This is a genomic window from Streptomyces sp. AHA2 (genome assembly GCF_036857595.1).
Classification (GTDB): domain Bacteria; phylum Actinomycetota; class Actinomycetes; order Streptomycetales; family Streptomycetaceae; genus Streptomyces.
Genome location: NZ_JAUQWJ010000017.1, coordinates 111,744 through 132,974 on the forward strand (window position 1 = coordinate 111,744; position 21,231 = coordinate 132,974).

At 72.3% G+C, this 21,231-nt stretch carries 17 protein-coding genes and 1 pseudogene; 12 read left to right on the forward strand and 6 right to left on the reverse strand.

Features of this window, described 5'->3' with window-relative positions:
• Positions 1-103 precede the first annotated feature (103 nt).
• Positions 104-1,174, reverse strand: coding sequence for an ABC transporter permease (locus tag Q5694_RS27215; RefSeq protein ID WP_333936024.1), 1,071 nt, complete (start codon positions 1,172-1,174; stop codon positions 104-106).
• A 463-nt stretch (positions 1,175-1,637) separates the two neighbouring features.
• On the opposite strand from Q5694_RS27215, the pseudogene Q5694_RS27220 reads away from it, so the two are divergent.
• Positions 1,638-2,789 (forward strand): annotated as a pseudogene (locus tag Q5694_RS27220) (serpin family protein); the annotation flags it as partial.
• 45 nt (positions 2,790-2,834) lie between these two features.
• Here Q5694_RS27220 and Q5694_RS27225 read toward each other — a convergent pair.
• Positions 2,835-3,962 (reverse strand): PP2C family protein-serine/threonine phosphatase, encoded by a 1,128-nt coding sequence (locus Q5694_RS27225; protein WP_443040948.1) that lies wholly within the window; start codon positions 3,960-3,962, stop codon positions 2,835-2,837.
• A 177-nt stretch (positions 3,963-4,139) separates the two neighbouring features.
• Between Q5694_RS27225 and Q5694_RS27230 the strand changes: the two genes are divergently transcribed.
• Positions 4,140-6,812 (forward strand): SpoIIE family protein phosphatase, encoded by a 2,673-nt coding sequence (locus Q5694_RS27230; RefSeq protein ID WP_333936025.1) that lies wholly within the window; start codon positions 4,140-4,142, stop codon positions 6,810-6,812.
• 118 nt (positions 6,813-6,930) lie between these two features.
• Complete coding sequence (locus Q5694_RS27235; protein ID WP_443040951.1) at positions 6,931-7,623, forward strand: helix-turn-helix domain-containing protein; 693 nt, start codon at positions 6,931-6,933, stop codon at positions 7,621-7,623.
• Here the strand turns inward: Q5694_RS27235 and Q5694_RS27240 are convergent.
• Positions 7,605-8,180 (reverse strand): dihydrofolate reductase family protein, encoded by a 576-nt coding sequence (locus Q5694_RS27240; RefSeq protein WP_333936027.1) that lies wholly within the window; start codon positions 8,178-8,180, stop codon positions 7,605-7,607. The two genes, Q5694_RS27235 and Q5694_RS27240, sit on opposite strands and share 19 nt — an antisense overlap.
• A 244-nt stretch (positions 8,181-8,424) precedes the next feature.
• On the opposite strand from Q5694_RS27240, the gene Q5694_RS27245 reads away from it, so the two are divergent.
• A complete protein-coding gene (locus Q5694_RS27245) occupies positions 8,425-9,642 on the forward strand; it encodes a PP2C family protein-serine/threonine phosphatase (protein ID WP_333936052.1) in 1,218 nt (405 codons plus the stop codon).
• Positions 9,643-9,673: 31 nt separating this feature from the next.
• Positions 9,674-10,048, forward strand: coding sequence for an STAS domain-containing protein (locus Q5694_RS27250; RefSeq protein WP_333936028.1), 375 nt, complete (start codon positions 9,674-9,676; stop codon positions 10,046-10,048).
• Positions 10,049-10,197: 149 nt separating this feature from the next.
• Here Q5694_RS27250 and Q5694_RS27255 read toward each other — a convergent pair whose 3' ends face one another.
• On the reverse strand, positions 10,198-10,659 hold the full coding sequence (locus Q5694_RS27255; protein WP_333936053.1) for an SPW repeat protein: 462 nt from the start codon (positions 10,657-10,659) through the stop codon (positions 10,198-10,200).
• A 579-nt stretch (positions 10,660-11,238) separates the two neighbouring features.
• Here Q5694_RS27255 and Q5694_RS27260 point away from each other — a divergent pair.
• From Q5694_RS27260 to Q5694_RS27280, 5 genes are all read left to right on the forward strand, one after another.
• A complete protein-coding gene (locus Q5694_RS27260; protein WP_107473153.1) occupies positions 11,239-11,349 on the forward strand; it encodes a keywimysin-related RiPP in 111 nt (36 codons plus the stop codon).
• 26 nt (positions 11,350-11,375) lie between these two features.
• A complete protein-coding gene (locus tag Q5694_RS27265; protein WP_333936029.1) occupies positions 11,376-13,214 on the forward strand; it encodes a lasso peptide isopeptide bond-forming cyclase in 1,839 nt (612 codons plus the stop codon).
• Between the two features lie 82 nt (positions 13,215-13,296).
• Positions 13,297-13,551, forward strand: coding sequence for a lasso peptide biosynthesis PqqD family chaperone (locus tag Q5694_RS27270; RefSeq protein ID WP_333936031.1), 255 nt, complete (start codon positions 13,297-13,299; stop codon positions 13,549-13,551).
• Positions 13,548-13,982, forward strand: a complete 435-nt coding sequence (locus tag Q5694_RS27275; protein WP_333936033.1) for a lasso peptide biosynthesis B2 protein — start codon at positions 13,548-13,550, stop codon at positions 13,980-13,982. Before Q5694_RS27270 ends, Q5694_RS27275 begins: the two co-directional genes overlap by 4 nt.
• Complete coding sequence (locus Q5694_RS27280; protein ID WP_333936034.1) at positions 13,979-15,874, forward strand: ABC transporter ATP-binding protein; 1,896 nt, start codon at positions 13,979-13,981, stop codon at positions 15,872-15,874. Before Q5694_RS27275 ends, Q5694_RS27280 begins: the two co-directional genes overlap by 4 nt.
• A gap of 87 nt (positions 15,875-15,961) precedes the next feature.
• Here Q5694_RS27280 and Q5694_RS27285 read toward each other — a convergent pair whose 3' ends face one another.
• On the reverse strand, positions 15,962-17,734 hold the full coding sequence (locus Q5694_RS27285) for a 3-hydroxyacyl-CoA dehydrogenase family protein (protein WP_333936035.1): 1,773 nt from the start codon (positions 17,732-17,734) through the stop codon (positions 15,962-15,964).
• Positions 17,731-19,080 carry a crotonyl-CoA carboxylase/reductase gene (gene ccrA / locus Q5694_RS27290; protein ID WP_333936036.1) on the reverse strand — a complete coding sequence of 450 codons (1,350 nt, stop codon included), beginning with the start codon at positions 19,078-19,080 and terminating at the stop codon, positions 17,731-17,733. Before ccrA ends, Q5694_RS27285 begins: the two co-directional genes overlap by 4 nt.
• A 213-nt stretch (positions 19,081-19,293) precedes the next feature.
• Here ccrA and Q5694_RS27295 point away from each other — a divergent pair, with 213 nt between their 5' ends.
• Positions 19,294-20,064, forward strand: coding sequence for a thioesterase II family protein (locus tag Q5694_RS27295; RefSeq protein WP_333936037.1), 771 nt, complete (start codon positions 19,294-19,296; stop codon positions 20,062-20,064).
• Positions 20,034-21,155, forward strand: a complete 1,122-nt coding sequence (locus Q5694_RS27300) for a 3-oxoacyl-ACP synthase III family protein (RefSeq protein ID WP_333936038.1) — start codon at positions 20,034-20,036, stop codon at positions 21,153-21,155. Before Q5694_RS27295 ends, Q5694_RS27300 begins: the two co-directional genes overlap by 31 nt.
• Positions 21,156-21,231: the final 76 nt, after the last annotated feature.

Here is a 21,231-nt window from a genome sequence, read left to right on the forward strand (position 1 = left end):
ATCGGCGGAGCGCAGCACGTCCGAACGCCACGAGGTGGGCCGGCGCGGTTCCGGCAGCCCCGACTCGACGAGACCGCCGCTCGGCCGCGCGCCCCGGTGTTCGTCAGGCCGGGGCGTCGGCCGGCTGCCGTTCGCGTCCGCCCGGGTGGCGGTGCCGCCAGGTCCAGAACACCGCGCAGGAGACCACCGCCCAGCCGGTCAGCACCAGGAACGGGAAGGCGTGCTGGTGCCGGGCGAAGTACACCGCCGTGTGCTGGGCGTTGACCGAGGCGCCGGGCGGCAGCCACCGCCCGATGACGCCGAGCGCGGACGGCAGCAGGGGCCACGAGACAGCGCCGCCCGAGGAGGGGTTGCCCAGCAGGACCATCACGCCCCAGGTCGGGAGCATCGCCCAGCGGCCCACCAGAGTGTTGAACATGGTGAAGGTCATGCCGCTGGCGAACATGGTGAGCGCCAGGATCAGCCACGACTCCACGAACGGCAGGTCGAGCGCGCCGAGCAGCCAGTCCACGGCCGCCGCGATGGCGAAGCCGCCCAGCAGGGCGTACGCGGCGGTGAAGGCGATCCGCTCCAGCGGGGTGAGCGGCCGGGCGTGCACGCTGAGCTGGATCGCACCGACGAAACCGATGATCACCGCGGCGAGAGAGATGTAGAAGATGGCCAGACCCCGCGGGTCGCCCTCCTGGAGGGGGTTGACGTCCCGGACGGACACCGACACCCCGGTCGCCCGCCCCACCGCGGGCGCCGCCTGTTCCAGCAGTTCCGCCACCGAGGCGCCGGAGGCCGACGACACGTCCAGCAGTACGTGCCGCCCGTCGTCGCGCAGTTCGAACACGGCGAAGACCCGCTGCTCCTCGACGGCTTCCAGGGCTGCCTCCCGCGAGTCGTAGGCACGGGTGCGCATCGAGGAGTTGAGTGCCTTGCCCAGCCCCGCCAGGAACGCCCGGCCCTGCTCCTCCTGGTAGGGCCCGACGACGGCGGTCGGGAGCTGGTGCGGGGTCGGACTGGCCATGGCGTAGGTGTACGACCAGGCGAACAGTCCGGCCGCCGCGGCCAGGATGAACACGAGCACCGTTGCCGGCCACCACGGCGTCCCGCGGAAACGGGACCAGCGGCCCCCGGAGCCGGGGGATGCCTCCCGGCCGTCACCGGCCACCTCGGGGTTGTCATGCATGTGCGTCTGTCCTTGATCGTGCGGAACCTGTTCGCCGGCTCACGTGCGCGGGCCGGCCGCTCAGTTCAGCACGGCACCAGCGCCCGTTCGACGAGGTGCCCGGCGACGAGCCACGCAGGAAACGGCTTCATGGTCACGCGGCGGGCGCAGCTCTTCGATCACCAACACCCTGGTCGGTCGGGTGAAATCCGCCGGCGGAACATGCCCGCGTCGGCGGGACGCGAGGGAAGGCGTCACGTCGTGATCCGGGCTCGCTTCAAGCGTTTCCTCCCTCCGCGCTAGGGTCGGCTCGGCACATGCCGGTCGCAGCCTCGTCGAGGACCGCGACCCGCACCCGTGCCTCGGTGCGGACGGCCGATCGGCCGGCGGCCCCCGGCGCGCTGCGGCCGTGCGGGGCGGGCCGCCGAGGCTGAGCGCGAGCAGGGCCGGAGCCGATCGTGGGCGCGTCGACGATGGGGGTGGGATGGGAATCGCGACGAAGACGGTCCGCGCGGTGAACGGGCTGACCGCGCGGTGGGCGGGTGTCTCGGAGGGCGGCACGGTGTTCTCGGCGGCCGCGGTGTGGCCGCTGCTGGCCCACCTGGCCGACGGGGCCGGCGGCCAGGCGCGGGCCGAACTGGCGGAGGCTCTGGGGCTTCCCGCCGGGCAGGCGAGGCTCGCCGCGCGCGAGTTGCACGCCGCGATGAGTGTCATGCGAGGGCTGCACACAGCCCTGGGGCTGTGGACGGCGCGCACGCTGGAGCTGACGGAGCAGTGGGAGGCGGGCCTGCCGGCCGACGCCCACGGGGTGCTCACCGGGGACGCCGTGACCGACCGCCAGGCCCTGGACGCCTGGACGGCGAAGCGGACCGGCGGGCTGATCGGCCGCATGCCGGTCACGCTGGCCGAGGACACGCAGATGGTGCTGGCGAGCGCGCTGGCCACGCGTACGCGATGGCTGACCCCTTTCGACGAGGTGGAACTGGAGACGGCCCACGAGCCCTGGGCCACCAGGGCGCGGCTGGGGCTGCGGCGTTCCAGCGCCGTGCTGGACCGGGTCGGGGTGGCGGACACACCCGACGGACACATCACCGAGCTGAAGGTGCTGGGGAACAACGCCCTGGACGTACACCTCCTGCTCGGTGAAGAGACCATGAAGCCGAGGCAGGTGCTCGAAGGCGGACTGGACATTCTCGCCGGCCGGTACGCGGTCGCGCCGGGGCCGCGGCTGCCCTACGGGCACGTGGGCCCCGGCCTGTCGGTGGAGAAGGTGCGCTGCACGCGGCCCGAGCCGCCGTCGCTGGAGGTGACGACCGCCGCGTACGACATGCACGCGCGCCACGATCTGCTGAAGCTGCACCGGTTGTTCGGGCTCACGGCGGCACGGGACACCTCGCACGCCCACTTCCCCGGCATCAGCGACTTCCCGCTCGCCATCGGGTCGGCCGAGCAGCACACGAGGGCGAGGTTCAACGCGTCGGGCTTCGAGGCCGCCGCGGTGACCGCGTTCGGCGCGGTCGGCGGGGGCCGGCCCGACCTCCGGTACGTCACCACTCACATCAGCGCCGCCTTCGACCGGCCCTTCGGCTTCCTCGCCCTGCATCGCCACACCCGGCTCGTGCTGACTGCGGGCTGGGTCACGGACCCGTTGCCGTTGCCGGAGCATGACCGGGACGACGACTCATCCCTGCGTGTCGGCGACCCCTCGTTGGCGCGCCGTGAGGGGTCTCAGCGCGAGGGCAGCGATGTCGTCGTCGAGCCTCCCGCCGCTGTGCCGGAGCAGATCCAGGTGCAACCGGTCCAGCAGCTGACGGGGATGTTCCGTGCTCTGCCTTCCCATCCACTCCGGCAACGGGAAGAAGCGGCCCGTGCTGTCCCGGGTCTCCGACACGCCGTCCGTGTAGAGCAGCAACTCCTCACCCGGGGCGAGGGTGACGACGTCGACCCGGTAGCACGCGCCGACCAGCGCTGCGAGGTTGAGGGGCGGGGAGGGGACGGTCGGCTCGAGGACCCGGACGCCCCCGGCATACGCGATCAGCGGCGGGGGATGCCCGCAGTTGAGCAGTCGTAGCCGGCCGCCGCCGGGCGGGATCTCGGCCAGGATCGCGGTGGCGAAGTGCTCGGGCTGGTCATGGACGGCGAATGCCGCGCTGTGGCGCGTGACGGTGGTCTCCAGCCGGCGGACGATGCCCTTCAGATCCGGTTCGTCGTAGGCGGCCTCCCTGAAGCAGCCGATCACCGCCGCGGCCGCTCCGACAGCGGACAGACCCTTGCCCCGTACGTCGCCGATGAGGAGGCGGACCCCGTGCGGTGTACCGACCGCCTCGTAGAAGTCACCGCCGATCCGCGCCTGTTCCTGGGCTGCCAGATACAGCGACTCGATCTCGATGTTCCCGATCCGGCGCGGCAGCGGGCGCAGCAGTACTTTCTGCGCCGCGTCGGCGACGAGCCGCACCTGGAACAGCGTCTCCTCCCGCTGGAGCCGTATGTGGCTGCCGTACGCGGCCGCCAGGGTGACCGCGATGATCGCGGCCGACGTGTACGGCGTCCCCAGATCGGTGTGGAAGAAGCTGAGAACGATCATGAGCAGCAGGCAGACCGCCCCGAGGAAGAGCGTGGGGAGCACGGGCCACATCGCCGCCGCCAGGGCGGGCGCGGCGGGCAGAAGGCGGCTGAACGCGATCTCCCTCGGTGTGGAGAAGGCCAGGCCGGCGACGAGAAGCGTCAGGACCACGGGCGACAACCGGGCAGCTTCCCATCGGCCGCTGTAGGCCGGGCGACGGCGCCACGGCCGTCCAGACATGATCACATACGTATCTTATCCGGCATATCGGACGCAAGATGCGGCTGGGAATCCACGGCGAACACTCCGGGTGCGAGACCGTGGATCCCTGCGATGTGCGGCCTCACGAGCGCGTGAGGGCGGTCGAGCGGGATCGGACGCGCCTGGCCGCTCGGGATCACCAGTGCTACAAAGGAAGGTCACATGGCGAGTCCTTTCGCCCGTTTGCGCAACCTGTCGGTCAAGCGTCACATCGCGAAGAGCGTGCGGACAGTAGCCGGTCAGGTGCTGGTCTTCCAGGTGGCTCTCGTCGTCCTGCTCGTGGCCTGTGGGGTCCTCGCGCTCATCCTGCAGTCGGAGCGGGAGGCCGGCGCCGAGGCCAGGCGCCGCTCGACGGCAGTGGCGCAGACGTTCGCGCACTCGCCCGGCGTCGTGGCGGCCCTGCGGACGCCGGATCCCACCAGGATCCTTCAGCCGCTCACCGAGGCGGCGCGCCGGGCCGCCGACGTCGACTTCATCGTGGTGATGGACACATCGGGGATTCGCTACACCCATCCCTTGCCGGACCGGATCGGCAAGCGCTTCGTCGGCGAGATCGGGCCGTCGCTGGACGGCAGACTCCACGTGGAGAGCGTCGACGGCCCGCTCGGCCGTGAGGTGCAGGCCACGGTTCCGGTCGAGGACGCAGACGGGCAGGTGGTGGGCCTCGTCTCGGCCGGCATGAAGGTCAAGAACGTCGAAAGGCAATTGCACCGGCAACTGCCGATCATCCTGGGTGCGGGGGCCGGAGCGCTCGTGCTGTCGGCCGGCGTGACGGCCCTGGTCGGCAGACGGCTGCGACGGCAGACGCACAGCCTCGCGCCGAACGAGATGGCCCTGATGTACGAGCACCACGACACCGTGCTCCACTCGGTTCGGGAAGGCGTGCTGATCGTGGCTGCCGACGGGCGGCTGATGCTCGCGAACGACGAGGCCAGACGACTGCTGGAGCTTCCCCCGGACATCGAGGGGCGACTCGTCTCGGACCTGCCGGGCCTCGACCCCGGCATGAAGGCGCTGCTCGCTTCCGGGCGTGAGGCGTCCGACGAGGTGCACCTCGCGGGAGAACGACTCATCGCGGTCAACCAGCGGCCCACGGGGCGCGGGGGAGGACGCCCCAGGGAAACGGTGGTGACGCTGCGCGACTCCACCGAGCTCCAGGCGGTGACGGGCAGAGCGGAGGTGGCACGTGAGCGGCTCAGGCTGCTGTACGACGCCGGACTGCGCATCGGCACCACCCTGGACGTGCTGCGCACCGCCGACGAACTGGCGCGGGTCCTGATCCCCCGTTTCGCGGACTTCGTCACCGTGGACCTGGCCGACGCCGTGCTGCACGGCGAGGAGCCGGCCCCCACGGGGACGGAGATGCGACGTGCGGCCGTGTCCGGCATCGCGGAGGACCATCCGCTCACCGAACAGGGCCGGCTTTTCGACTACCAGCCCTCGACGCCACAGGCACGTGGCTACGGCAGCGGCCGCTCCCAGCTGGTGAGCGATCTGGCGACCGCCACAGGCTGGCGCCTGCAGGATCCCGAGCGAGCCCGGGCGATCATCGACTACGGCATCCATTCCCTCATCACCGCGCCGATCCAGGCCCGCGGCGTCGTGCTCGGCATGGCCACTTTCTGGCGCGCGCAGCAGCATGAGCGTTTCACCGAGGAGGACGTGTCACTGGCGGAGGAGCTGGTGGCCCGGGCCGCCATCAGCATCGACAACGCCCGCCGCTACACGCGCGAGCACGCCCTGGCGGTCACCCTCCAGCGCAGCCTGCTGCCGCAGGCGATGCCCGAGCAGAACGCGCTCGAGATCGCCTTCCGCTACATTCCCGCCCAGTCGGGGGTGGGCGGGGACTGGTTCGACGTGATTCCCATGCCGGGCAGCCGGGTGGCGCTGGCCGTCGGTGACGTGGTCGGCCACGGCCTCCACGCCGCCGCCACGATGGGACGGCTGCGTACCGCCGTGCACAACTTCTCCGCGCTCGACCTGCCCCCCGACGAGTTGCTGAACCATCTCGACGACCTGGTGGGGAGCATCGACCAGCGGGAGACGACGGAGAGCGCGGCGGGTGTCGTCGGCGCCACCTGCCTCTACGGGATCTACGACCCCGTGACGCGCCAGTGCGTCATGGCGCGGGCGGGGCATCTGGCGCCCGCCCTGGTCCGGCCCGACGGCACCGTCGATTTCCCGGACGTGCCCGCCGGACCGCCCCTGGGACTCGGGGGCATGCCGTTCCGGACGGCGGAGGTCCGCCTCGCCGAGGGAACCCAGCTCGTCCTGTACACGGACGGTCTCATCGAGGACCGCAGGCGCGACCTGGACGTGGGTCTCGAGCTGTTGCGCGAGGCACTCACCGGTCACCCCGGCCGGCCACCCGAGCAGACCTGCCAGGACGTGCTGGACGCGGTGCTTCCCGAGCGTCCGAAGGACGACGTCGCCCTGCTCGTCGCCCGCACGCGGCGACTGCCGCCCGATCGGGTGGCCGACTGGGACGTACCTGCGGACCCCGCCGCCGTCGCGGGCATGCGCGACGCCGTGTCCCGACGGCTCGACGAGTGGGGCCTGTCGGACTTCTGCTTCACCATGGAACTCGTCCTGAGCGAGCTCATCACCAACGCCATCCGCTACGGTTCCGAGCCGATCCACGTGCGGCTGATCCGTGACCGTGCGCTGATCTGCGAGGTGGCGGACGGCAGCAGCACGTCACCGCATCTGCGCCACGCGGCGACGACGGACGAGGGCGGCCGGGGCCTGTTCCTCGTGTCGCAGATGGCCGAGCGCTGGGGCACCCGGTACACGCCGCAGGGCAAGGTCATCTGGGCCGAACAGGCCCTGCCCTAGATCCGGCGTCCGGACACCGCGTCCCGCGCGGGGCGGACGCTTCCGTCCGGCCGGCGCTCACCGCCCGACGCCCGGGCTCTCGCCCGCGTATTCTGCCGGTGTGGATCTGCGCTTCGACATGCGCCGGTCGGACTCACCGTGGGTCGACAGCGTATGGACCTGCACCAGCGAGCAGGTCACGACGATGACGTCCGTCGCCGGTGTGCGCTGGGGCCTGGTGTTCTGGGAGCAGGACGGCCGGTTCCACGCGGCTGTCACCGGCCCCGAGACCCGGACGAGCACGGCCCCCGTCCCGCAAGGCGCTGCCTTCACCGGCATCGAGTTCGCGGTGGGAACCTCGCTGCGCGCACTGCCCGCACCGGAGCTGGTGGACGGTGGTGTGGAGCTCCCCGACACCACACGCCGGACCTTCCGGCTGGACGGCGCCCGCCGGCAGATCCCGCGCGCCGACGACGCCGAGATCCTGGTGGAACGGCTGGTCGAGGCCGGGACCGTGGTGCGTGACCCGCTCGTCGCCGAGGTTCTGCGGGGCCGCGAACCGGCGGTGTCGGGACGGACGGTGGAGCGCCGCTTCCGGGCCGCCACCGGTCTGACACGCGGTGCGGTACGGCAGATCGAGCGGGCCCGTACGGCGGCGGAGGTGCTGGCGGCCGGTGACACGGCCGCCGACGTCGTCGCCAAGCTCGACTACTTCGACGAGCCGCACCTCGCCCGGGCCCTGCGCACCTACGTCGGGCGCACCGCCGGACAGTTGCGTGAGGGCACGGGGGGCGCCATCGCACTCGACCTGGGTCAGCGCTTGACGTCGTAGATCAGCTTCAGGATCCCGTTGGAGTAGCTCTCCGACTCCCGCAGCGACAACATCTGCTTGTCCTGGTCGGCTCGGTGGAACAGGCTCTTGCCGGCGCCGAGCAGGACGGGGAAGACCAGCAGGTTGTACTGGTCGATCAGGCCGGCCTCCGACAGCCGCCGCGCCAGTTCGGCGCTGCCGTGGATGTAGACGGAGCCGCCCTCGCTCTCCTTGAGCTCGGCGACGTCCTCCGTCGTGCGCAGGATGGTCGACGGCCCCCACCCGTCGACGAGGGCGTCGTCCGGCAGCGTGCTCGACACCACGTACTTGGGCAGATCCTTGTAGGAGGCATGGTCCTCCGAGGCGGGCCAGACGGCCGCGAAGGCCTCGTAGCTGCGACGGCCGAACATCAGCGCCGTGGTGTCGGCGAGCTCCTCGGCCTTCAGCGACCAGGCCTCCGGGACGAACTCCAGGTCCTTCACCACCCAGCCGCCGCTGCGGTGCCCCTCCTCGGTCCCACCCGGCGAGTCCAGGACGCCGTCGAGCGACATGAATCCGGTGTAGACCAACGTGCGCATGTGTCTCTCCTCACCAAGGGCTGAACTTCTGGGCACACGCTACGTCGCCGCCGGGGCGGACGTCTTGGACGGAAACGACACCGGGTGGCGACGAGCACCTGCACCGAAGTTTCGGTACGTGCTGACACGCCCGCCCACGGGCGAAGGCGCTGCTCGACCGTCCCGGGCGTCTGTGCGCGGTGAGGGGGTACTCAAGGGGTTGGCCTGCCGTGGGTCTGCGGATAAGGAGGCCGGGCTCGTGACGATGAGTAGCGCGGTGTCGATGATGCGGCTGATGCAGGCCAGTCACACGGTCCCGCTGGAGGAACTTCCGGAGCTGATCGCCGAGCATGCCGCCGCGGCGGGCATGCGCGACGTGGCGGTCTTCGTGGTCGATATCCAGGAGACCGTGCTGCGCCGGCTCACCGGCCACGGACAGGCTGCCGGCGACGGCGGGCAGGAACTCACCGTGGCGGGGAGCCTGCCCGGCCAGGCCTACCAGCGCGTGGAGCTGCTGCCCGAACCGGACCCGCCCGGCAGGGGCCGTGCTTCCGGTGGGCGGCGGTGGTGGGTGGCCATCACCGACGGCGTGGAGCGCCTCGGGGTCCTGCGGGCCGACACCGACACCGGCGACGAAGCCACACGCCAGTCCCTGCGCGACCTCGCGTCCATGACGGCCCTGTTGCTGCTGAGCAAGCGGTCCTTCAGCGACTCCTACGCGCGCCTGGTGCGCACCGAGCCGATGAACGTGGCCGCCGAGATGCAGTGGAACCTCACCCCGCCACCCGCCTACGCCGGGCACGCCGTCACCGTGGGCGCGGTCATGGAACCGGCCTACCAGGTGGGCGGGGACGTCTTCGACTACGCGGTGTCCGGCACCACCCTGCACCTGGGCGTCTTCGACGCCATGGGCCACGACACCACCGCCGGGATCACCGCCAACGTCGCTGTCGCCGCCTGCCGCAACGCCCGCCGCCAAGGCGCGTCGTTGATCGAGACCAGCCGCCAGGTGGAGCGCACCCTGTTCGAGCAGTTCGCCAACAGCCGGTACGTCACCGCCGTCCTGGCCGACCTCGACATGTCGAGCGCCCGGCTGACCTGGATCAACCGCGGTCACCACCTGCCCATCCTGATCCGCGACAACCGCTGGACCAGCGAACTGGCCTGCCCACCGGCCGGTCCCATGGGAGCCGACCTCGGCCTGCCGATCACGATGGCCACCGAACAACTCCAGCCCGGCGACCGCCTGCTGCTCTACACCGACGGCATCGTCGAAGCGCGCGACGAGCAAGGACGGGAGTTCGGGCGGGACCGCTTCGTCGACTTCGTCCGGCGTCACCACTCCGGCCGGCACACCCTGCACGAGACCCTGCGCCGACTGATCGGTGCCGTCATGGACCACCGTGACGGAACCCTCGACGACGATGCCACCGTGCTGCTCACCGAGTGGCGCGGCGGACACCAGCACGAGCTGATCCCGTGAAGCGCGCCCCGACTCGGAGAAGGAGGCGATCATGAGCGGTGAACGGCGGCCGGCCCACGACGACCAGTCACACACCCTCCGGCTCGACGTCGACCCGTTGGACGCCGACCGCTTCGTCCTGACGGCGGTCGGCCCGCTCGACCTGCACACCGCCCCGGAGTTCTCCGACACCCTCCAGCCGCTGCTGCGCGACGGTGACCACCGGGTGATGGTGGACCTCTCCCGCGTGGAGTTCATCGACTCCACCGGCCTGACCAGCCTGATCGCGGCCTACCGCACGACCAGGACCACCGGCGCCCGCCTGGCGCTGATCGCACCCAGCGAACGGGTCCGCGCCATGCTGGCCCTCACCGGCACCGATCAGGTCCTGCCCAGCTACGCCACCGTGCACGCCGTGCCCGACTGATCGCTCCCCACCCTCGGCAGCGCGCTTCGTCGTCGGCCGTGGCGGCGTCGGGCACCAGCCGGATCGTGCTCCTTCGGGCCCGCCCGTAACAGGCGGGCCCGAAGGAGCGGTGTGTTCGGCGATCCGGCCCCCCGCAGGGCCGGGCCGGCTCAGCTGCCCGGGGTGGACGGTGCGGTCATGCCTGATCGGGCTTTGCCGCTCTCGGCCGCGCGGGTGGCGGCGCTGGCGGCAAGGGCCAGCAGGGCTGCGATCGCGCCCGTGATGATGTTGTTGACGATCGTCTTGGTGGTGCTGACGTCGCCTGCCACCACCCACGGCGCAACGATCGTCCAGAGGCCCAGGGCACAGGCGCCCCAGGCCATGCTGTGGGTGCGTTCGTAGGCCCGGCCGAAGCCCCCGCTCATGAGCAGCGCGTAGGCGATTCCGACGAGCAGGTTGGTGACGGCCAGCGTCGACAGTCCGTTGAAGCCGGTGATCCACGGGGAGGCGGCCAGGTAGATGCCGGTCAGGAAGGCCAGCGTTCCCACGGCCTGCCCCTGGGGCGTGCTGGTCGCACGTTCGGCCATCTCGTGGCGCTCACGCATTTCGACGAGGTCCGGGTGCGTCTCCATGGACGGCCGGGAAGCGGAAGTGGACATGGCTGATACCTCACTTGCTGCTCGGTCCGCGGTTGACGGGTGTGCCCCGTCAGTCCGGGGACTCCGTGATGCTCTGCCTCAGCCGAGTGACTCCTTATGCGTCCTTTACGCATTTTCGCGGCAATTATCTCGGTCGGGCAAGCCCACCTGCCCCGGTCCAGCCCATGGGCGCGGCCATGGGATCGGAGTGCGTCCGGCCCGGGGCCCTCATGTCGCGCGGGCTTGGCCGGAAGCGCGGCAGGAGCACGCGCGCACGAGCCCGTGCGCCCGGAGGCTCCCTTCCCCGGCCACCGGGCGCCGCTCGCCGGGCACCGTCCGCCCGTCGGCTTCGGCGCGCACGTCGGAGCGTTTCTGCAGGTGCGTGGGGCGGACCGGTCCTTCGCCGTGCGACGTCGACAGCATTCCGGTCCGGGAGGTGCGGCTCACGACACCAGTGCGTACTTTCCATATCATCTGACGGTCTCCCGCAGTCTTGTCCCGCACGCCGGACATGCGGATAGCTGGGTGCTGCGGCCGCCTCAGCGGTCGTACAACCGCACCTGAGGAGAGATCATGAAGAAGGCGTACGAAGCTCCGACCCTCGTCCGGCTCGGGACCTTCCGCAAGAAGACGGGTCTCCTGCAGCGCTCCGGCAACGACCGGCTGATCCTCAGCAAGAACTGACGGGCGACGGTCGCCGATCCGACGTCATGACGCAACTGCACGCGAGTGCGGGGACGGGCCGCGGCGACGCGCACTTCACGGTCTTCACGGACCGGGAGGACGCGGCCGCCGTGGCCCGCTCCTTCGCCCGCCCCGGGACCCGAACCCTGACGCACCCCTCGGGCCGGCCGTGGCTGGTCGGCCGGTGGGCCGACGAGGAGATCGTCACCGCGCACGCCGGCCACGCCTCCCTGGCCGTCGTCGGCTGCTGCCCGGTCGACGCCGCCCGACTGCGCCGGTACGCGCAGCGGCTGCGCGATCTCACCGAAGTCGGCGCCCTGGCCCGTTCCCTGTCCGGAAGCTTCCACCTGGTCGCCGCCCTCGACGGCCGGCTCCGGGTGCAGGGCACCGCCTCCGGGCTCCGGCTGGTCTTCCACGCCACCGTGGACGACGTACAGGTGGCCGCCACCCGCGCCGACGTGCTCGCCCACGCACTCGGTGCCGAACCGGACGCGGAGCGGCTGGCGGTGCGGCTGCTGTGGCCCGCTCCCTACCCCCTGTCCGAGACGTCGCTCTGGCGTGAGGTCACCGCCGTGCCACCGCAGGACGCGCTGTACATCGGGGCGGACGGGCGCAGCGCCCGGCACGCGCGCTGGTGGACTCCGCCCGAGCCGGTCCGCCCGCTCGCCGAGGGCGCCCCGGCGGTCCGCGAGGCCCTCGTCGCGGCCGTCGACGCCCGGACCCGCGCGGGCGGCGTGGTCAGCTGCGACCTCTCCGGCGGCCTGGACTCGACCTCGCTCTGTTTCCTGGCCGACCGCTCCGCGGCCCGCGTGGTGGCCAGCACCTGGCCCGGGCGCGACCCGGCCGACACCGACCGGTACTGGGCCGAGCAGGCCGCCGAGCACCTGCCGGACGTCGAACACGTCGTGTGGGACGCCGACGCCTCGCCGCTGGTGTACGAGAACCTGCTCTCCATCGACGACCTGCTGGACGAACCCACCATCGGCGTCATGGACCGCTCCCGGGTCCTGCACCATCTGCCGGCCATGGCCGAACGGGGCAGCAGGCTGCACCTGACCGGCATCGGCGGCGATCACGTGGCCTGGTGCTCCGAGGCGTACTACCACCGACTGGCCCGCACCCGGCCGCTGTTCGCGCTGCGGCAGCTGCGCGGTTTCCGTGCCCTGTGGCAGTGGCCCCTGGGCGACACGGTCAGGGCACTGGCCGACTCCCGCCCGTACGGCCGGTGGCTGGCCGACGCTGCGGGACGGCTGCGCGCTCCCGGCTCGGCGAACGTCACCACCAGCCTCGGCTGGGGCATGCCCCCGCGCCTCTTCGACTGGGTCACCCCCGACGCCGAACGGGCCGTGCGCGGCGCACTGCTCGACGCGGCCGGGACGGCCACACCGCTGCACCCGGACCGCGGGATGCACGCCGATCTGGAGCAGATCCGCTCGTGCACCCGCATCATCCGCCAGTGGGACCGCATGGCCGCCCGGGCGGGGGTGCCGATGGCCTCGCCGTTCCTGGACGACCGGGTCATCGAGGCGTGCCTGGCCGTCCGGCCGGGCGAACGCGTCTCGCCCTGGCGGTACAAGCCGCTGCTCACCGCCGCCATGCGGGGCCTCGTGCCCGACACGTGCCTGCGGCGCACCAACAAGGCCGCCGCCTCCATGGACGCCGCTGAAGGCCTGCGCAGACACCGCGCCGACCTGCACGCGCTCTGGGAGGACTCCCGGCTCGAAGCACTCGGCCTGGTCGACGGCGACGCACTGCGCCGCCTCGCCCGGCGCCCCGCCACCCCCGGGCTGCGCGACGCCATCCTGTACTCGACCATCGCCGCCGAGGTCTGGCTGCGCGGACTGTCCCGCACCCCCGCCCTCTGAAGGCCCCCTGAGAACCGCCCTCCGGGCGGCCCTCGGAAAACGAACGCGAACGAACGCCACGCCGGAGAAAGGCAGTCGCACCATGGCATTGCGGTTCGGCCCCGACGTCTCCACCGCGGAGACCGCCTACGGCACCGTCCTGCTGGACGAGCGCAGCGGCGACTACTGGGAACTCAACCCCACCGCCACCCTGGTGGTCACCACCCTCCTGGAGGGCGGCGACGAGACCGCGGCGGCCGACGCGCTCGTCGCGCGGTTCGACATCGACCGGGCCCGCGCGGAACAGGACGTCACGGCCCTCGTCCGGGAACTGCGGGCCTCGGGACTGGTCCGATGACGACCCCCAGCGCCCTGGAGCGTCCCACCGGAGTGCCGTTCGCCCGGCGGCTGGCCGCCCGGCTGGTGCTGCTTCCCGCCCTCGCGCTGTCGCTGCTGCCCCCGCGCAGGATCCGGGCCGTCCTCGCAGTCCTGCGCCGCGGGGCAGCCCCGGCCACCGCCGCACAGGCCCGGAACGCCCGGAACGCCCTGTGCGCGGTCAGCCTGCGCTGCGCCGGCCCGAAGGGCTGCCTGCCGCGGTCCCTGGGCGCCGCCCTGCTGTGTCGGCTCGGCGGCACCTGGCCGACCTGGTGCACCGGCGTGCGCGTCGTCCCGCCCTTCACCGCGCACGCCTGGATCGAGGCGGACGGCCGTCCCGTGGACGAGGGCGTACCGGACGACTACTTCGCCCGGCTCATCGCCGTCCCCGCCGCCCGCCGCACGGCCCGATGAGCGATCCCGCGGCGGAGGAACACCGTGCCCGGTCCGGGCCGGGCACGGCGGAGGACCACCGGGCCGGGCCCGGGCCGGACCGCTCCACCCGGGCCGCCGTCCGCACCCTGTACGGGCTGACCGCCGGTCACCGGTCCGCCGTCGCCGTCGCCGTCGCCCTGACCCTGGCCGGTTCCGCGCTGGGACTGGCCCAGCCCCTCGTCGCCAAACAGGCCGTGGACCTCAGCGGTGGCGGCCGGGTGCCGTGGCCCCTGCTGCTCCTGCTGGCCGGTCTGTTCGTGACCGAGGCGGTGACCGGCGCGGTGGGGCGCTTCGTCCTGGAGCGCATGGGCGAGGGCGTCGTACGGCAGCTGCGGCACGGCTTGGTGGCGCGGCTGCTGCGACTGGAGATGCGGGAGTACGACCGGCACCGCACCGGCGACCTGATCTCCCGGGTGACCGTCGACACGACCGTGCTCCGGGAAGTGGTCTCCCAGGCCCTGGTCGACCTGGTGACCGGGGCGCTCGTCGCGGCCGGTGCGATCGCCCTGATGCTGTGGCTGGACGCCCTGCTGCTGCTCCTGGTCGCGGCGACGGTCGCGGTCGCGGCCCTGGTCGTGGCGTCCCTGCTGAAGGGCATCCGGGCGGCCTCCGAGCGGATGCAGACCGCCGTCGGCGCGATCGCCGCCGACCTGGAGCGCGCGCTGGGCGCCCTGCCGATGGTGCGGGTGCACCGAGCCGAGGAGCGCGAGGCCGGGCGCATCGGCGAACGGGTCGAGGCGGCCTACGGCGCGGGCGTCAGGACCGCACGGCTGGCGTCGGTGATGAGCCCGGCCGTCGAACTCGCCGTCCAGGGCTCGTTCCTGATCGTCCTGGTGATCGGCGGCCTGCGCGTCGGCGGTCACGCCGGCTCCCTCGGCGACCTGGTCGCCTTCCTGCTCTACGCCTCCTACCTCGTCCTGCCCCTGTCGTCGGTCTTCCGCGCGGTCGGCCTGATCCAGCGGGGCATGGGCGCCTACGCGCGCGTCGAGCAGGCCCTGACCCTGCCCGCCGAGCCCACCGGACCCGCCGGGCCCCGGGCTTCCGAGAGGGCGCCGACCGGACAGGTGCGCACGCCCGCCGCACCGGCCGCACCGCGCCGCGAGGAGCCCGTACTCGCCCTGCGGGACCTCACCTTCGGCTACGACCCCGGCCGGCCGGTGCTGCGCGGCGTGACCCTCACCGTTCCGCACCGCCGCCAGACCGCTCTGGTCGGCCGGTCGGGCGCCGGCAAGAGCACGGTCTTCGCCCTGGTGGCGAGGTTCTACGAACCGGACTCCGGGACGCTCCTCTTCGACGGGCGGCCCGCCACCGAACTGACCCGCGCCGCGTGCCGGTCACGGATCGCCGTCGTCGACCAGAACACCCACGTCGTCCACGGAACGCTCCGCGACAACATCACCTACGCCGTGCCCGACGCCACCGAAGCCGAGGTGCGACGCGTCGTCGAGCTCGCCCGGCTCGACGACGTCGTACGCCGGCTGCCCGGCGGCCTGTCCGGCATGCTGGGCGAGCGCGGCACCACCCTCTCGGGCGGAGAGCGTCAGCGTGTCGCCCTGGCCCGCGCCCTGCTGGCCCGCCCCCGGCTGCTGCTGCTGGACGAGCCCACGTCCCATCTGGACGCCATCAACGAGACCGCGCTCGCCCGCGTGATGGCGGACGTGGCCCGGGAGTGCGCCCTGCTGGTGATCGCGCACCGGCTCTCCACCGTGCAGCACGCCGACCAGATCGTCGTGCTGGACCAGGGGCGCACCAGCGCCTGCGGGACCCACGAGGAACTGCTCGCCGGGAGTCCCGTCTACCGTGAGCTGGCGGCGGGGCAGATGCTGCGTCCCGCCTCCGGCCCGCTCCGCACCGCGCGGACCGGCTTGTAGCGGGGTCGGGCCACTGCTCGGCCGGAGCGACCGTCTGAAACGGCCTCTCACTCGCCCCGTTCGCACCACGAGCACGGGCACCGTCCGTCAGTGGGTGGGGTGTGCGGTGGTGCGGAGGCCGTCTCGGTTCTTGCGGCCGAGCAGCCCGGCGGCGACCAGTTCGGTGAGGGCCTTCGAGGGCTGGTGGGTGGTGGGGGAGTGCTCGTGGAGGCGGTGCTGGATGGCGAGACTCACGTCGAGGCCGATGGTGTCCAGGAGGCTGAAGGGACCCATGGGGTAGCCGTACGCCTGTTGGACGGCGGTGTCGGTGTTCTCGATGAGGTGCTCGTCGGCGCCGGGGCGGTCGAGGAGGTCCAGGGCGGCGCCGAGGTAGCCGAAGAGCAGGCTGTTGACGATGAAGCCGGTCCGGTCGGGGCAGTGCACGGGTGTCTTCCCGAGCCGATGGCAGAAGGCGTGCGCTGTCGCGAGGGCGGCGGGGGAGGTGTGAGCGGTGTGAGCGACCTCTACGAGCCGCATGGCGGGAGCCGGGTTGAAGAAGTGCAGGCCTATGACGTCGGCGGGGCGGCGTGAGGCCTCGGCGCAGTCGGTGACCGACAAGCTGGAGGTGGTGGTCGCCAGCAGCGTGCCGGGGACACAGGTCCGGCCGAGTGCGGTGAAGATGTCTCGCTTGATGCGGGGGTCTTCGGCGGCGGCTTCGATGACCAGGTCGCAGTGGGACAGCGCGGCGGCGTCGGTGCCGGTGCGCAGGACGGCCAGGGCCTGGTCACGGGTGGCGGGTGTGATCCTGCCGCGGCGTACGGCGCGGACGAGGGAGTCGGTGATGGCGCCCAGGGCGGCCTGGGCCTTGTCGGCGCTGCGGGCGATCAGGAGGGTGGGGTGCCCGGCGGTGGCGGTGACCTCGGCGATGCCGCGGGCCATGGTGCCGGAGCCGAGGACGCCGACCTGCTGGACGGCGCGGGCGGCGCCGGGGTCGGGGGTGGGGGTGTGCTCGGGCAGGGGTGTCGCGGTGTCGTCGTACGTGTAGAAGCCGCGACCGGTTTTCCGGCCCAGGTGGCCGCCGTCGATCATGCGGCTGAGGACGGGTGCGGGGATGAGGGAAGGGTCGCCGGTGCGCCGGTGCAGGTCCGTCAGGGAGGCGTGGGCGGTGTCCAGGCCCATGGCGTCGAGGGTCTGCAGGGGACCCGCGGGCAAGGCGCAGCCCAGGCGCATCGCGGTGTCGATGGCGTGGTGGGAGACGTATCCGGTGTCGTAGAGCGCGGCGGCGCGGTTGAGCAGGTTGAGGACGAGAGCGGTGGCGTCGGCGGCGGGCCGGGCGCCGACCCGGACCGCGGTGAGCCGGGCAGCCTCCAGGAGCTGGTGTGCGGCGCGGGCGGCCCCGGGGGAGGTCAGCGAGGTGTGCACGGGTTCGGCGGGGGCGCCGGCCGTGGGTGGGGTGAACAGGCGCAGTGCGGCGAGGTCGGCGGGGCGCCCCGACGCGATGGCGAGCCGGGCCAGGGGGAGGCCGGCGGTGGTGCTGATCATGGGGGTGCCGGGCGGGCAGACGCCGTGGATGCGGGCCAGCACGTCGCACTTCACGTCCCAGTCCTCGGGGACGGCCTCGACCACCAGGTCGCTTCCGCGCAGCAGGGTGTAGTCGTCGGAGAGGACCGGTTCGAGGCCGGGGACGGCGGTGGGGCCGGCCGCTTTGAGACGCCGTGTCAGGCGGGTGAGGACGTCGAGGTCGGTGTCGACGCCGACGACGTGGTGGCCGGCGGTGTGCAGCGCGCCCAGCAGGGCCTCACCGATCGAGCCCAGGCCGACGATGCCGATCACCGGCGCGGGCGCGGAAGTGGGCGCAGGGGTGGGTGTGGGTGTGGTCATGGGGTGGGGTCCTGGTCCTGGCGGAAGCGGTTGATGGCCGTCAGGTGGCGCGCTCGCAGCCCGGGATCGCTCACGCCGAGACCCTCTCGGGGTGCGAGGCACAGCACGCCGACCTTGCCCTGGTGGAGGTTGCGGTGCACGTCGTAGGCGGCCTGGCCGGTGTCCTCGAGGGAGTACACCTTGGACAGGGTGGGGTGGATCTTGCCCTTGGCGATGAGGCGGTTGGCCTCCCAGGCCTCGCGGTAGTTGGCGAAGTGGGAGCCGATGATGCGCTTGAGCGACATCCACAGGTAGCGGTTGTCGTACTCGTGGATGTAGCCGGAGGTCGAGGCGCAGGTGGTGATGGTGCCGCCCTTGCGGGTGACGTAGACGGACGCGCCGAAGGTCTCGCGGCCGGGGTGCTCGAAGACGATGTCGACGTCCTCGCCGCCGGTGAGTTCGCGGATGCGCTTGCCGAAGCGCTTCCACTCCTTGGGGTCCTGGGTGTTCTCGTCCTTCCAGAACCGGTAGCCCTCGGCGGTGCGGTCGATGATCGCCTCGGCGCCCATCGAGCGGCAGATGTCCGCCTTCTGCTCGCTGGAGACGACACAGATCGGGTTGGCGCCGCCGGCCAGGGCCAGCTGGGTGGCGTAGGAGCCCAGTCCGCCGCTCGCGCCCCAGATCAGGACGTTGTCGCCCTGCTTCATGCCGGCGCCGTTGCGGGAGACCAGCTGCCGGTAGGCGGTGGAGTTGACCAGGCCGGGAGCGGCGGCCTCCTCCCAGGTCAGGTGGTCGGGCTTGGGCATCAGCTGGTTGGACTTCACCAGGGCGATCTCGGCGAGGCCGCCGAAGTTCGTCTCGAAGCCCCAGATGCGCTGCTCGGGGTCGAGCATCGTGTCGTTGTGGCCGTCGGCCGATTCCAGTTCCACTGACAGGCAGTGGGCCACCACCCGGTCGCCCACCTTCCACCGGTTCACGCCGGGGCCGGTGCGCAGTACGACGCCGGACAGGTCCGAGCCGATCACGTGGTACGGCAGGTCGTGCCGGGCGGTGTCCTCGGACAGCCGGCCGTAGCGCTGAAGGAAGCCGAAGGTCGCAACGGGTTCGAAGATGGCGGACCAGACGGTGTTGTAGTTCACCGAGGAGGCCATGACCGCGACGAGTGCTTCACCGGCGGCCGGTTCGGGTACCGGCACGTGCTCGATGTGCAGTGACTTGCGGGGGTCCTTGTCCCGGGAGGCCAGCCCCTCGAACATGGCGGTGTCCTCGCGGCGTACCACGGCGCCCCGGTAGGACTCGGGCAGGCGCAGCGCGGCGATGTCGTGCGGCGATGCTTCACCGGTCACAGCTTGGATGATCTCGTCCACGGTGTCTTCCGATTCCTCTCGCCACGGCGAACAACGGCTGCGTCACCGCCAGCGTGCTGGCCCACGGTCGTGCGGGACCACCCCGGACCACCCCCTGACTTTCCGCCCGCTCCCGCGGGGGTGGTTCAGGGGGATGTCAGGGGAGGTGCACGCGGGCGGGGGCGGCACATCCTTCATCGGTGACGCACGCCCGGAAGACGGCGAGGAGACCCCATGACCGCACACCGCGGTGACAGTCCGTGGCTCAGGAACTTCTTCCCCGCCCCCCGAGCGCCCGTGCGGCTGGTGTGCCTGGCGCACGCGGGCGGTTCGGCGAGCTTCTACTTCCCCGTGGCGCGTGCGCTGTCCCCGCGGATCGAGGTGCTGGCGGTGCAGTACCCGGGACGTCAGGACCGGCGCGGCGAGAATGCGATCGGCGATCTCGACGTCCTGGCCGAGCGGATCGTGCAGGCCCTTGAGCCGTGGACGGACAAGCCGTACGCCCTGTTCGGGCACAGCATGGGCGCGATCGTCGGCTTCGAGGCGGCGCGCCGGCTGCAGTCGGCCGGGCGGGGGCCGTCGCGATTGTTCGTCTCCGGGCGCCGCGCGCCGTCGCTGGACACCGCGGGGGAGTACCAGCCCGTCACCGACCAGGAGGTCCTGACGGAGATAACCCGGCTCGACGGCACAGGCCGGGAACTGCTGGAGGACCAGGAGACGCTGCGGATGATCCTGCCCGCGCTGCGCGCCGACTACGGTGCGGTACGCCGCTACCGCTACCGGCCCGGGCCGGCGCTCGCCTGTCCCATCACCGCCTTCACCGGCGACCGTGATCCCAAGGCGACGGCCGGCCAGGTGCGCGCGTGGCAGGCGCACACGACGTCCGCCTTCGAGCTGAACGTACTGCCCGGCGGACACTTCTTCCTCGTCGGGGAACAGCAGCGAGTGCTGTCCACCGTGAGCCGGCAACTGGGGTGTGCGGCGCCTTCGGCGGTGGTGTCGTGACGGTGTATGCGCCGGGGCGGGGCACCGTCGGGGTATGGGGCACCGGCTCGTACCTGCCCGAGCGGGTCGTCACCAACGATGCGGTGGGGCGGCTCGCCGGGGTGAGCGCGGAATGGATCGAGCGCAAGACCGGCATCGTGGAACGGCGTTACGCGGCCGACCACGAGGCGGCGTCGGATCTGGCCGCCCGGGCGGGAGCCCGGGCGCTGGCCGATGCCGGGGTGCGAGCCGAGGAACTGGACTGGATCGTCGTGGCGACGTCCACGCCGGACCATCCGCAGCCGGCGACCGCCGCGTTGGTGCAGCACAGGCTGGGTGCTTTCGGGGCCGCGGCGTTCGACGTCAACGCCGTGTGCGCGGGCTTCGTCGCCGCTCTGCACACCGCTGCCCGGTTGCTGGCCGCCGACAGCAGCGACGGCAACGGTGAGAGCGGCACAGGCAACACCGCGTCCCGCGGTGGCGATGACAGCGGTGGACGACGGCGTTGTGCGTTGGTGATCGGCGCGGAGGTGTATTCGCGGATCATCGACCCGGCTGATCGCAGGACGGCGCCGCTGTTCGGTGACGGGGCCGGTGCGGTCGTGATCGGGCCGGTGGGCGAGGGCCGGGGTCTGGTCGGGACGGCGATGCGCACCGACGGGCAGCTCCACGCGTTGATCGGGGTGCAGGCGGGCGGGAGCAGGCAGCCGGCGACGGAGAAATCCGTGGCACGCGGCGAGCACTTCTTTCGGATGCAGGGCCGTGCGGTGCGTGAGTTCGTCGAGCGGGAGTTGCCGGCCGCGGTCACGGGGACACTGGAGCGGTTCTCGGTCCGGCCCGGCGAGGTCGACCACTTCGTGCCGCACCAGGCCAACGGGGAGATGCTGCGGTCGGTGACCGATCTGCTGGGGCTCACCGCGGCGCGCGTGCATCTGCCGGTGGACCGGCACGGCAACACCGGTGCGGCTTCCATCCCGCTCGCCTTGGATCACGCGGCCCGCGCGGACGAGAGGGCGGGCCACGGACCGCTGGAAGCAGACCAGTTGGTGCTGCTGGCCGGTTTCGGCGGGGGGATGACGCTGGGGACGATGCTGCTGCGCTGGGGACGTTGACCCGAGGGTTGCGATCACGCCCGGGCCGAAGGGCCGGAGCGCTCGCCGTCGAACCAGGCCGGCCTGAGAGGGCTCG

What these genes read in the sequence shown, in the direction of transcription:
- Q5694_RS27215 (WP_333936024.1), bottom strand. Translation starts at nt 1,174, where the DNA reads ATGCATGACAACCCCGAGGTGGCCGGTGACGGCCGGGAGGCATCCCCC.
- Q5694_RS27230 (WP_333936025.1), top strand. Translation starts at nt 4,140, where the DNA reads ATGGCGAGTCCTTTCGCCCGTTTGCGCAACCTGTCGGTCAAGCGTCAC.
- Q5694_RS27235 (WP_443040951.1), top strand. Translation starts at nt 6,931, where the DNA reads ATGCGCCGGTCGGACTCACCGTGGGTCGACAGCGTATGGACCTGCACC.
- Q5694_RS27240 (WP_333936027.1), bottom strand. Translation starts at nt 8,180, where the DNA reads ATGCGCACGTTGGTCTACACCGGATTCATGTCGCTCGACGGCGTCCTG.
- Q5694_RS27245 (WP_333936052.1), top strand. Translation starts at nt 8,425, where the DNA reads ATGAGTAGCGCGGTGTCGATGATGCGGCTGATGCAGGCCAGTCACACG.
- Q5694_RS27250 (WP_333936028.1), top strand. Translation starts at nt 9,674, where the DNA reads ATGAGCGGTGAACGGCGGCCGGCCCACGACGACCAGTCACACACCCTC.
- Q5694_RS27255 (WP_333936053.1), bottom strand. Translation starts at nt 10,659, where the DNA reads ATGGAGACGCACCCGGACCTCGTCGAAATGCGTGAGCGCCACGAGATG.
- Q5694_RS27260 (WP_107473153.1), top strand. Translation starts at nt 11,239, where the DNA reads ATGAAGAAGGCGTACGAAGCTCCGACCCTCGTCCGGCTCGGGACCTTC.
- Q5694_RS27265 (WP_333936029.1), top strand. Translation starts at nt 11,376, where the DNA reads ATGACGCAACTGCACGCGAGTGCGGGGACGGGCCGCGGCGACGCGCAC.
- Q5694_RS27270 (WP_333936031.1), top strand. Translation starts at nt 13,297, where the DNA reads ATGGCATTGCGGTTCGGCCCCGACGTCTCCACCGCGGAGACCGCCTAC.
- Q5694_RS27275 (WP_333936033.1), top strand. Translation starts at nt 13,548, where the DNA reads ATGACGACCCCCAGCGCCCTGGAGCGTCCCACCGGAGTGCCGTTCGCC.
- Q5694_RS27280 (WP_333936034.1), top strand. Translation starts at nt 13,979, where the DNA reads ATGAGCGATCCCGCGGCGGAGGAACACCGTGCCCGGTCCGGGCCGGGC.
- Q5694_RS27285 (WP_333936035.1), bottom strand. Translation starts at nt 17,734, where the DNA reads ATGACCACACCCACACCCACCCCTGCGCCCACTTCCGCGCCCGCGCCG.
- Q5694_RS27295 (WP_333936037.1), top strand. Translation starts at nt 19,294, where the DNA reads ATGACCGCACACCGCGGTGACAGTCCGTGGCTCAGGAACTTCTTCCCC.